The following is a 9,918-nucleotide window of genomic DNA, read 5'->3' on the forward strand; positions in this document are numbered from 1 at the left end:
GGCTTACCGCGCACGGTCTAAAGCTTTTCCATCGGCACACCACCGATGAGCATGAGTCGGACCGTGCCCGCCGAGCCAAAATCAATGGTCACCGTCGCGCGAGCGCCGGTGCCACTGGCGGCCACCACCTTGCCGAGTCCGTACTTGGCATGGTTGACGCGGTCGCCGACCTCAAGGTGAAGATTCTTGTTCTTTGGCATGGACGAGGACGGTTCACGGCGCCGCTGCGTTGGGGAAGACGCGGACGACCCGGAACCACGCGAGCCGCCACCGCGGCTGCTCCCGTACCCCGACCAGTCACGGCCGAAGCTGCGGCCATAAGAATAATCGTCTCCACCACTGCCCCACGCTCCAGCTCCGTGACCGGAGCTGGACAAACTGGAATCGGGCTCTTCGCGGCGCCAGTCGATGAGATCTTCCGGGATCTCGCCGAGGAAGCGGCTGGCCGGGTTCGTCAAGGGATTGCCCCACGACGAACGCAGAATTGCTCGCGTGAGATACAGCTGCTCACGGGCACGCGTGATGCCGACATACGCCAGACGGCGTTCTTCGCTCAGCTCCTTCGGGTCTCCGAGGGAGCGCATGTGCGGGAATTGGCCGTCCTCCCAGCCGGTGAGGAAGACGACTGGGAACTCCAAGCCCTTGGCGGTATGCAGCGTCATGAGTGTCACGACTCCCTGTTCGGAGTCCGGAATCTGATCCGCGTCAGCGACCAGCGAGACCTTCTCCAGGAAGGCTTGCAGGGAGCCCGGCGCGGCTTCTCCGTCTTCTTCGGCTTGCTTTAGCAAGTCCTTATCGTCGTCATCCATAAACGCCATCTGGTTCGCGGCCTCCGAGGAGAACTCGCGCGCGACGGAAACCAACTCGTTGAGGTTATCGAGGCGCGCACCATCCTGTGGATCATTCGACTGCTCGAGCTGTTCTTTATATCCCGTCGCCTCGAGGATCGCCGTGATGAGCTCACCCAGATCCGGCTGCCCTGTCACCTCATTGGTCATGCCCGGCAGCTGTGCGCGCAGGCCATCCATCATCTCATTGAAGCGCCCCACCGCGTTGCGTGCACGGGCGCCGAGGCCTGGGACCTTGTCCACCGCGGCATCGACAAGCGCGCGGCCAAAGCTCACCCCCATATTGTCCGCATGGACCGCAATGTGGCCCTGGGCTGCGTCGCCGATCGCACGCTTGGGCACGTTGATAATGCGGCGCAGGCTCACCGTGTCATCCGGGTTATCCATGATGCGCAGGTAGGCCACGATATCGCGGATCTCGCGGCGCTCGTAGAAGCGCGTGCCGCCGACCACCTTGTACGGGATGCCCGAGCGCATAAAGATATCCTCCACCGCGCGCGACGCGTTGTTCGTGCGGTACATGACCGCGATATCGGAGTAGTTGCGTCCGCTATCCGCGAGCTGGTCGATCTCCTGGGCGATGAACCGGGCCTCATCGTGCTCGTTGTCCGCGACGTAACCGATGATCTTGGGCCCCTCCCCGTGGGCGGTCCACAGGTTCTTCTCGCGGCGGTGCTCGTTCTGCGCGATGACGGCGTTCGCGGCGTTGAGGATATTCTGCGTCGAGCGGTAGTTCTGCTCGAGCAAAATCGTGCGCGCCTGCGGGTAGTCGCGCTCGAATTCCTCGATATTGCGAATGGTCGCGCCGCGGAAGGCGTAGATAGACTGGTCCGAGTCGCCAACGACGCACAGTTCCGGATTGGGTGCCACGCCATCGCCGACCAACGCGGAGACAAGACGGTACTGCGCGTGGTTGGTGTCCTGGTACTCGTCAATGAGCACATGGCGGAAACGCCGACGATAGAAGTCCACCACCTGTGGGTGCTGGGTGAAGATGCGCACGACCTCACCAATGAGATCATCGAAGTCCACGGCGTTGGCCGCGCGCAGGCGGCGCTGATACTCGGCGAAGACCTGCGCGACTGTTGTATCGAACGGGTTCTTCGTCTTCGAGGCCTCCGCGAGCGCCTCCTCCGGACCGACGAGCTCATTCTTGTGATTTGAAATCTGGTTGGCGAGGACACGGCCGGTGTACTTCTTCAGGTCCAGCTGCATGTCCTTGGCAATCATGGTGAGCAGCCGGCGCGCGTCATCGCTGTCGTAGATCGTGAAGTTCGTGTTCAGCCCCGGCACAAGCTGCGCGTTCTGGCGCAGGATGCGCACACAGATGGAGTGGAACGTGGAGACCCACATACGCTCCGCAACGGGACCTACCAGCTGCCCCACGCGCTCTTTCATCTCCGCCGCCGCTTTGTTGGTAAACGTGATGGCGAGGATCTGCCACGGCTGCACGCCGCGGCGATGCATGAGGTACGCGATGCGGCGCGTAAGCACCGCCGTCTTGCCTGAGCCCGCGCCTGCCACAATGAGCAGCGGCGCACCGATGTGCTCCACGGCTTCCTTCTGCTGGGGGTTGAGACCCGCAACGAGCGGGTCCTCCCCCGCTGGCTGGCCGTTACTGGCGGCCTCTGCAGCGCCCGCGGGCGCGCCGAAACCGCCCTGGGTGCGCGGACGGAAGCCCGGCACGGGTGCCTGCGACGCACGCGCGGCACTATCTCCGCCAAAGGGATTCTGGCCGACGTTGCGCGTGGAGCCGGAGTCCGACTTCGAGGCAGGGTTCGAGTTAAAAGGAGACGCGTTATCCATGATGGCTTACAACCGTACTAGCAGCCGCCGACACGAGTCGTTCCCCACGCCCGAACACCCGCCCCTATCTGGCCCCTATGCTTGGCTTTTGGTGTGTCCGCGACTACATTATGAGCGCATGAGCGCTGACACTAACTCCGGTACCGATTTCCCCGAGGGCACCGACATCCCCGAGACCGGCACGACCACCCCGAACGTCGAGTCTGACTTTGACGTCCGCATGCCGTCCGGCACGGACGATCCCCTCTCCGACGCGGAGATCCAGCGCTACCGCGAGGAGATCAACCGCATGGACCGGATCATCCTCGACGCCGCCAAGCGCCGCCAACAGGTCTCCCAAGCCATCGGGCGCACGCGCATGAGCTCCGGCGGCACGCGCCTGGTCCACACCCGCGAGGTGCAGATCATCAACCAATTCCGCGATGAGTTGGGCGAGGAAGGCCCCGCCATCGCGTCAGCGTTGCTACGCATGGGCCGCGGGCGCCTGGGCTAGACACGCGCGCTGTGGCGAAAATCCCCGATCGGGCACCATTTTTCGCTATCTTTGCCCGCTCGTGCGTGAAACTTTTGGACTACGGTAGGAAGATGTAAAAGACCCCGCCTGAATAAGCGAAGGAAGGCCCCGCCTTATGTCCATTACGTCGAACCCTCAATGGAACGCTCTCACCGAGCTCGCCGCAGCTCCACGCCCGAATCTGCGTGAGCTCTTCGCCACAGATCCCAACCGCACGAAGAACTGGACGTTCGACGCCGCTGGTTGGCACGTCGATCTGTCGAAGAACCTCATCGACGACGCTGTGCGTGACGCGCTCCTCGACATGGCCCACGCGGCGGGCATCGAGTCTTCCCGCGACAAGATGTTTGCGGGCGAGCACCTCAACTCCACCGAGGACCGCGCCGTCCTCCACACCGCACTGCGTGCTCCGGCGGGCACCAAGCTCACCGTCGATGGCCAGGACGTAGACGCCGATGTCCAGGAAGTGCTCAACCGCATGGAAGGTTTCGTCGCCTCCCTGCACAACGGCTCCTGGACCGGCCACTCCGGTAAGAAGATTAAGACCGTCGTCAATATCGGTATTGGCGGCTCGGACCTCGGCCCGGCCATGGCTTACAAGGCGCTGCGCACCTACCTCGCCGGCGATATTGAGGCGCGCTTCGTCTCCAACGTCGACCCATCCGATATGGCGGCCAACCTCGCGGACCTCGATCCGGAGACCACCCTGTTCATCGTCGCCTCCAAGACCTTCACCACGCAGGAAACCCTCACCAACGCCCACGCGGCACGCCGCTGGACGCTCGAGGCCTACGACGGCAACACCGAGGCCATCGCCAAGCACTTCGTCGCCGTGTCCACCAACGCGGAGAAGGTCGCCGAGTTCGGCATCGATACCGCGAACATGTTTGGGTTCTGGAACTGGGTGGGCGGCCGCTACTCCGTTGACTCCGCCATTGGCCTGTCGCTCATGGCCGCCATCGGCCCGGAGAACTTCCGCGAGTTCCTCGCTGGCATGCATGCCATGGATGAGCACTTCCGCACCGCACCGCTCGAGGAGAACGTTCCTGTCCTCATGGGTCTGCTCGGCGTCTGGTACACCGACTTCCTGGGGGCGCAGACGCACGCCGTGCTCCCCTACTCCCAGGACCTCGCCCGCTTCCCTGCGTACCTGCAGCAGCTGACCATGGAGTCCAACGGCAAGTCCGTGTGCCACGGCGGCAAGGATGTGGACTACAACACCGGCGAGATTTACTTCGGCGAGCCGGGCACCAACGGCCAGCATGCCTTCTTCCAGCTCATGCACCAGGGCACGCACCTCATCCCGGCTGACTTTATTGGCTTTGCCCGCCCTCGTGAGGACTTCCCCACTGCGGACGGCTCGGGTTCCATGCACGACCTGCTCATGGGCAACTTCTTCGCGCAGACCAAGGTCCTGGCTTTTGGTAAAACCGCCGAGGAGATCACCAACGAAGGCGTCGACCCCGAGGTCGTCCCCCACAAGGTCATGCCGGGCAACCGCCCCACCACCACGCTGCTCGCCGAGGAGCTCACCCCGCACGCCCTCGGCGCGCTCATCGCCCTCTACGAGCACATCGTGTTCACGGAGGGCATGATCTGGCACATCAACTCCTTCGACCAGTGGGGCGTGGAGTTGGGCAAGCAGCAGGCGAATGACTTGGCCCCGGCCGTCTCCGGTAAGGAAGAGGTCAACTCCGGCGACACCTCCACTGACGAGCTCGTGCGCTGGTACCGCCAGAACCGCTAAGACCACATCGCGCGTCCCCGGCCTCGCCGGTGGCGCACAAAGGAGAAACTCTCAGTTCACCATCGCGGTGGAACTGAGGGTTTCTTTTTAGGACTGGGACGCGTCCTGCTGCTTCTTATCCCACAGGTGCCTGCGGACTACGAAGATGGGCAGCACGAGGACGAAGTAGAACGCCATGAACCCCACGACGTAGAGAATCACTCCGTCCGAAGTCACCTCGCTCCACGGCACGCCTTCCCCATTGGAGGACGCCACCCCGCCCCAGCCGGTCACCTGGCTTACATAGAACGTCGCGATGACCAACAAGGGAAGGATGACGAAGGAGAACCACCACGGCGGCACCCACGGGCGCCCGTCCGAGTCCCTTCTATAGAAGGCTCCACCGAATCCCATAGCGCTGTCCTTTCTCTGTATGTCTAAGCACTCAGCGAAGAGAATCCTATTTTCAGTGCGCTCACGCGGTGACTGCGGCAACCAAAAATTCCGTCGCGAGCGCTTGAGGAATCACGGATATCCCGCCACGGTATGCGCTTGCCATCATCAGCCCGACGAGCTTCATCAAAGGCAGCAACATCCGCTTCCATTTCGAGCTCCTCACGCCTTTCTAGATCACTGACGGGAACGATTGCCGCAACGCGTTTCCCATTGCGGGTAACGATCGTCCGCTTCCCAGTAAAGCGACTTTCATCAATAGTGACGCCCAATTCGTCGCGGTGCTCCCGCTGCATACTCCGCCATGCAGGATGCCATCGATGCTCTCGAGACCCTTCCATTCCCCACGGGCTACAAGAAACTCCAAGGGCGAGGGAGCTTTCGCATCCGCGTGGGAAGGTACCGCGTGGTGTACACCGTGGATCAAGGCCAACTCGTCATCGGGATTTTTACCCTCGGTCCGCGCGGAGGTGTCAATAAAAAATAGGGACGCCCACGTCAACCGTGGCGTCCCTACATTTTCAGTGTGGTCTGCGTTTACGCTGCGCTCGATCCCTCATCCTTCGAGCTCAACGCAAAGCCGTCCACAGTGACCTTCTTCTGTGCGACGCCGGTCTCCGGTGCGGTGGCGCTGGCGGTGGCCTTGCCGGCCGGGCAGTCGAAGTTCACTTCCACGGTGGTGCCGGCTGGGGCGTCAAAGCCCACGGTGCCGTTCTGCGCGGTGTATTTGATTTCCTTGGTCTGGATCTCTGGCCACGTGCTCGTGTAGGAACACTGCATGGGAAGTCCAGCGCGGTCTACGACGGTGAAGATGACGGTGCCCTTCGTCTCGGTCGGGGCGCTCGAGCCGAGTCCCGGCACGAGGGAGGCGATCAGCGTGATGATGAGCGCGACCACCGCGGCGGCAGGGCCAGCGAGCTGTTGCAGCTTATCGAGGCTAAAACCAGGCATGACGAACTCCTTGTAAAAGATTAGAACTAGGTTGTCCTCAGTCTATCCCTTTTCCGCTGCCGATAGCCGGTTTCTGGAGAAAATTCTTAGAGCTTGATCATGGGCTCCCAGCCGTGCGGGATGACATCCGAGTCCACGATCTTGCGGCCGAACGGGAAGCAGGTCACCGGGATCATCTTGAGGTTAGCCAGGGCCACCGGGATCCCCACGATGGTCACGGTCTGCGCGAGCGCGGTGGCGACGTGGCCGATGGCCAGCCAGAGACCCGCGATGATGAACCAGATGGCGTTGGAGACGGCCGACATGCCGCCGGTGCCTCGGGCAGGCTGCACGACGGTCTTACCAAAGGGCCACAGGGCAAAGCGTGCCATGCGGAACGAGGCCACGCCCATGGGGATGGTGACCACGAAGATGCAGGCGAGGATGCCTGCCAGGAAGTAGCCCAAGGCGAGGAGGAAGCCGCCGGAGATAAACCAAATCACGTTGAGAATCGTCTTCATGAGCCCCAGCCTAGCCGCACAGACCTGCAGGGCACAGGGGTGGAACGCTCGGATCGCCACCAGCGTAACCAGCACCTAAGATGAAGCACCATCATGAGCACACCTCCCCCGCATAAGAACATCCGCTATCCGCGCATCACTGCACTCATCGCTATCATCCTGGCCGCGGTCAATTTGCGCTCCGTCATCACGGCGATCTCCCCACTCATTCCGGAGATCCAAGCCTCCACAGGCATGAGCGGAACCATGGTGGGCATCATCGGCACGGTGCCCACTGCGATGTTCGCGGCCTCGGCGTTCGTGCTCCCCCGCATCAAGGCACGCTTCACGCTCAGCGAGATGATGCTCCTCTCGCTCGGACTTACCGCCGTGGGCCAGCTGCTGCGCGTCGTCTATCCCAACGAGTGGCTGTTGCCCGTCGGCTCACTCATCGCGCTGTTTGCCATCGGCATCCTCAACGCGACCATGCCGCTTGTCGTGCGCGAATACTTCCCGCGTCACGTGCCCAGCATGTCGCTCACTTTCATGATGTCGAGTCAGATCATGCTCGCCGCAGCACCCGTTGTCGCCGTACCCATGATGGACTGGGCGGAGAACTTGGGCCTGCCCGGCTGGCAGATGTCGCTTGGTTCCTGGGGTGTGCTCGCCGCCATCGCGGCAGTGAGTTGGATGCCGCTGCTCATCCACCGCGGCCCGAACCCCATCGACACCGCGCCCGAGCCCAACTTCCGTCTGCCGGTGTGGCGCACCACCATCGGCGTCGGCATGGCCTTCATGTTCGGCTCCAATTCGCTGGTGGCCTACACGATGATGACGTTCATCCCGCAGATCTTCACCGACGCGGGCCACACCGCGCAGTACGGCGCGAATATGCTCGCTCTTTTTAGTGTTCTCGGCATTCCTGTCACGATCGCCGGCCCATGGCTCGCCGGGCGCCTGGATAACGTCTTCCCCGTCGTCATCATGTCCGCGGTCTTCTTTTCTGCCGCGATGTTGGGCCTTGCTTTCGCCCCGCTCGCAGCGCCGTGGCTCTGGGTCACGCTCGCCGCCGTCGGTACTGTCCTCTTCCCCATGGCCATTGTGCTCGTCAATATCAGGGCACGCACCCTCGAGGGCGCCACCGCGCTCACCTCTTTCGGCCAGGGCGTGGGCTACACCTTTGCCTCACTCGGTCCCCTGCTCACCGGCGCCGCACGCGAGGCCACCGGCTCTTTCTTCATTCCGCTCGCGGTGATGGCCGCCATCGGCGTGGTCACGCTTATCGCTGGCTACTTCGCATCTCGCCAGACCTATGTCGAGGATCAACTCCCTCGTACCGCTTAAGCCACAGAACGGATCCGTCGCACCACGTATCTATCAATTACCGCCGCTCTAGTACCGCGATGGCAATATGGACTCGGTTGGTACCGCCAATTTTTTCCAAGATGTGCTTGACGTGCGTCTTGACCGTCGCCACGGAGACATAGAGCTGCTCGGCGATTTCAGTGTTATCAAGTCCTTCAGCTATCAGCTGCGCGACATCGTTTTCGCGTGTGCTGAGCCCCTCCACATCCAGGGATTCTGCGGGAGCCTCATGCGGCGTAGCCAATAGCTTGGCAAGAGCCTCTGGGCTTAAAAGCTGTTGGCCTTCTGCTGCAGCGCGCACCGAAGCAACGAGCGCCTCCGGCCCCGTCGTCTTCAATAAGAACCCCATCGCCCCGGCATGCAGTGCATCCACGATGAATGCATCGGTATCAAAGGCCGTCAGCATAACAACGGGTATATCGGGAACAGCAGACTTGAGCTTCTTGACTGCCTCGATCCCATCCATGACCGGCATCCGGATATCCATCAAAACTAGGTCAGGTCGACACTCAGTAACCAGGGCGACTCCGTCGCGGCCATTGCTCGCTTCGCCTACTACCTCAATATCGCCTGCGCCTTCCAAAATGAGTCGAATTCCGCGCCGCAACAGTTCCTCGTCATCAACCAATACAACCGAAATCATCGTTCCTCCAACGGCAAGTATAAACTCCAGCTAAATTCCTCATCGTCATGGACGTCTAATCGCCCTCCTGCTAAACGTGCGCGCTCACGCATACCCATTAGTCCGTTTCCGCCTCCCGTAGCAAGCACTTTCTCGGCTTTTCGATTCCGCATCGTTACTCGTGCCATGTCGTCCTCGCGGTCTACTTCGATGTGGACCTTGTGCCCCGGCGCGTATTTGCGCGCATTGGTTAGGCCTTCTTGCACTGCGCGGCTCAGCGCGTGGACACCCATCGTTGATAGCTCACCGGTGCAATCGTCAACATAATTGACCGCTACTTTGGTCCCGGTAGCGCGTGCACGTGCAACATGGTCCTCAAGACTAGTGCGGGGATCAATCCGGTCATCAAAGCGCAACGAATGCAGCACCCGGCGCAAGTCATCCACTGCGTGCTCTGCTTCAGATTGAATTGTCGCCGCTGACTCGGCTACTTGTTCTCGGCTCAAATCGTCGCGATAGGCAAGTCCGCCGGCAAAGACGGAGATGAGGCTCAGTCTGTGTGAGAGCGAGTCATGCATGTCACGAGCAATTCTCTCGCGTTCTTCTTGCCGGGCTTTTTCTGTACCTGCCTGCAACTTTTCCTCGTTGAGTTCTGCCTGAGCGACAAGAATGCTCTGCTTTTCTCTGCGATTATGCCGGGCTACGCCTATGAGGAACCCGGAAAGAACGAATACACACCACAGCAGGCCATATCCAAACACGCTCATGGGGATCGTCTCGAACGCATCGGGATCGTAGACCTTGACTCCCAGGCTCGCAGTCATCGCTACGAGCCCGGCCACGCCCCACCGCACGTTGCCGCGCGAGACGAGGGAGATATAAACGACGTAGACGCTCACGGCGAGCTGATGGAGGCCTGCCGTTGCGCAGATCATCACCGCGGACACCAGAGAGATCAACGGCCCCGGGTAGTTTTCGTACGGGCTGTATTCGCGTGGTACGTGGCGCAAAGCCAGCGGCAAAAGGAACCACGAAGCAACCGTCACAATTCCCGCTATGGCTGCGTAGTTCATCGACGTGTCGCTCCATTCGGAACCGTCGCGCCGGTCGAAACCGACGAACGGACCTGACCCCTGTTTGGTGGACACCTGATA

11 protein-coding genes are annotated in these 9,918 nt (G+C 61.5%); 4 read left to right on the forward strand and 7 right to left on the reverse strand.

All coding sequences use genetic code 11. The features are described 5' to 3' along the window. Window positions 1-17 precede the first annotated feature (17 nt). A complete protein-coding gene (pcrA, locus tag HMPREF3227_RS04795) occupies window positions 18-2,654 on the reverse strand; it encodes a DNA helicase PcrA (RefSeq protein WP_082750263.1) in 2,637 nt (878 codons plus the stop codon). A 118-nt stretch (window positions 2,655-2,772) separates the two neighbouring features. Between pcrA and HMPREF3227_RS04800 the strand changes: the two genes are divergently transcribed. Further along, window positions 2,773-3,147 carry a chorismate mutase gene (locus HMPREF3227_RS04800; protein ID WP_066487746.1) on the forward strand — a complete coding sequence of 125 codons (375 nt, stop codon included), beginning with the start codon at window positions 2,773-2,775 and terminating at the stop codon, window positions 3,145-3,147. Between the two features lie 136 nt (window positions 3,148-3,283). After that, window positions 3,284-4,915 (forward strand): glucose-6-phosphate isomerase, encoded by a 1,632-nt coding sequence (gene pgi, locus HMPREF3227_RS04805; RefSeq protein ID WP_066510692.1) that lies wholly within the window; start codon window positions 3,284-3,286, stop codon window positions 4,913-4,915. A gap of 87 nt (window positions 4,916-5,002) precedes the next feature. Here the strand turns inward: pgi and HMPREF3227_RS04810 are convergent, their stop codons facing one another. Next, complete coding sequence (locus tag HMPREF3227_RS04810; protein WP_066510695.1) at window positions 5,003-5,308, reverse strand: hypothetical protein; 306 nt, start codon at window positions 5,306-5,308, stop codon at window positions 5,003-5,005. Window positions 5,309-5,331: 23 nt separating this feature from the next. Next, entirely contained in the window at window positions 5,332-5,643 is a 312-nt protein-coding gene (locus HMPREF3227_RS12815) for a type II toxin-antitoxin system prevent-host-death family antitoxin (RefSeq protein WP_082750264.1), read from the reverse strand. An 8-nt stretch (window positions 5,644-5,651) separates the two neighbouring features. Between HMPREF3227_RS12815 and HMPREF3227_RS12820 the strand changes: the two genes are divergently transcribed. Next, window positions 5,652-5,834: a type II toxin-antitoxin system RelE family toxin gene (locus HMPREF3227_RS12820; RefSeq protein WP_082750265.1), complete on the forward strand. Its 183-nt coding sequence runs from the start codon at window positions 5,652-5,654 to the stop codon at window positions 5,832-5,834. Window positions 5,835-5,884: 50 nt separating this feature from the next. Here HMPREF3227_RS12820 and HMPREF3227_RS04815 read toward each other — a convergent pair whose 3' ends face one another. Both HMPREF3227_RS04815 and HMPREF3227_RS04820 read right to left on the reverse strand, forming a co-directional pair. After that, window positions 5,885-6,298: a hypothetical protein gene (locus HMPREF3227_RS04815; protein WP_066510702.1), complete on the reverse strand. Its 414-nt coding sequence runs from the start codon at window positions 6,296-6,298 to the stop codon at window positions 5,885-5,887. 86 nt (window positions 6,299-6,384) lie between these two features. After that, entirely contained in the window at window positions 6,385-6,798 is a 414-nt protein-coding gene (locus HMPREF3227_RS04820; protein WP_066487725.1) for a YccF domain-containing protein, read from the reverse strand. A 93-nt stretch (window positions 6,799-6,891) separates the two neighbouring features. Here HMPREF3227_RS04820 and HMPREF3227_RS04825 point away from each other — a divergent pair, with 93 nt between their 5' ends. After that, window positions 6,892-8,121: an MFS transporter gene (locus HMPREF3227_RS04825; protein ID WP_066510708.1), complete on the forward strand. Its 1,230-nt coding sequence runs from the start codon at window positions 6,892-6,894 to the stop codon at window positions 8,119-8,121. Between the two features lie 37 nt (window positions 8,122-8,158). Here the strand turns inward: HMPREF3227_RS04825 and HMPREF3227_RS04830 are convergent, their stop codons facing one another. After that, entirely contained in the window at window positions 8,159-8,785 is a 627-nt protein-coding gene (locus HMPREF3227_RS04830) for a response regulator (protein WP_066510711.1), read from the reverse strand. Further along, window positions 8,782-9,918: sensor histidine kinase (locus HMPREF3227_RS04835; RefSeq protein WP_369814863.1), on the reverse strand; the 1,137-nt coding region annotated here is incomplete at its 5' end. The genes HMPREF3227_RS04835 and HMPREF3227_RS04830, both read right to left, overlap by 4 nt.

This window comes from Corynebacterium sp. CMW7794 (assembly GCF_001563605.1).
Lineage (GTDB): Bacteria > Actinomycetota > Actinomycetes > Mycobacteriales > Mycobacteriaceae > Corynebacterium > Corynebacterium phoceense.

What these genes read in the sequence shown, in the direction of transcription:
- pcrA (WP_082750263.1), bottom strand. Translation starts at nt 2,654, where the DNA reads ATGGATAACGCGTCTCCTTTTAACTCGAACCCTGCCTCGAAGTCGGAC.
- HMPREF3227_RS04800 (WP_066487746.1), top strand. Translation starts at nt 2,773, where the DNA reads ATGAGCGCTGACACTAACTCCGGTACCGATTTCCCCGAGGGCACCGAC.
- pgi (WP_066510692.1), top strand. Translation starts at nt 3,284, where the DNA reads ATGTCCATTACGTCGAACCCTCAATGGAACGCTCTCACCGAGCTCGCC.
- HMPREF3227_RS04810 (WP_066510695.1), bottom strand. Translation starts at nt 5,308, where the DNA reads ATGGGATTCGGTGGAGCCTTCTATAGAAGGGACTCGGACGGGCGCCCG.
- HMPREF3227_RS12815 (WP_082750264.1), bottom strand. Translation starts at nt 5,643, where the DNA reads ATGCAGCGGGAGCACCGCGACGAATTGGGCGTCACTATTGATGAAAGT.
- HMPREF3227_RS12820 (WP_082750265.1), top strand. Translation starts at nt 5,652, where the DNA reads ATGCAGGATGCCATCGATGCTCTCGAGACCCTTCCATTCCCCACGGGC.
- HMPREF3227_RS04815 (WP_066510702.1), bottom strand. Translation starts at nt 6,298, where the DNA reads ATGCCTGGTTTTAGCCTCGATAAGCTGCAACAGCTCGCTGGCCCTGCC.
- HMPREF3227_RS04820 (WP_066487725.1), bottom strand. Translation starts at nt 6,798, where the DNA reads ATGAAGACGATTCTCAACGTGATTTGGTTTATCTCCGGCGGCTTCCTC.
- HMPREF3227_RS04825 (WP_066510708.1), top strand. Translation starts at nt 6,892, where the DNA reads ATGAGCACACCTCCCCCGCATAAGAACATCCGCTATCCGCGCATCACT.
- HMPREF3227_RS04830 (WP_066510711.1), bottom strand. Translation starts at nt 8,785, where the DNA reads ATGATTTCGGTTGTATTGGTTGATGACGAGGAACTGTTGCGGCGCGGA.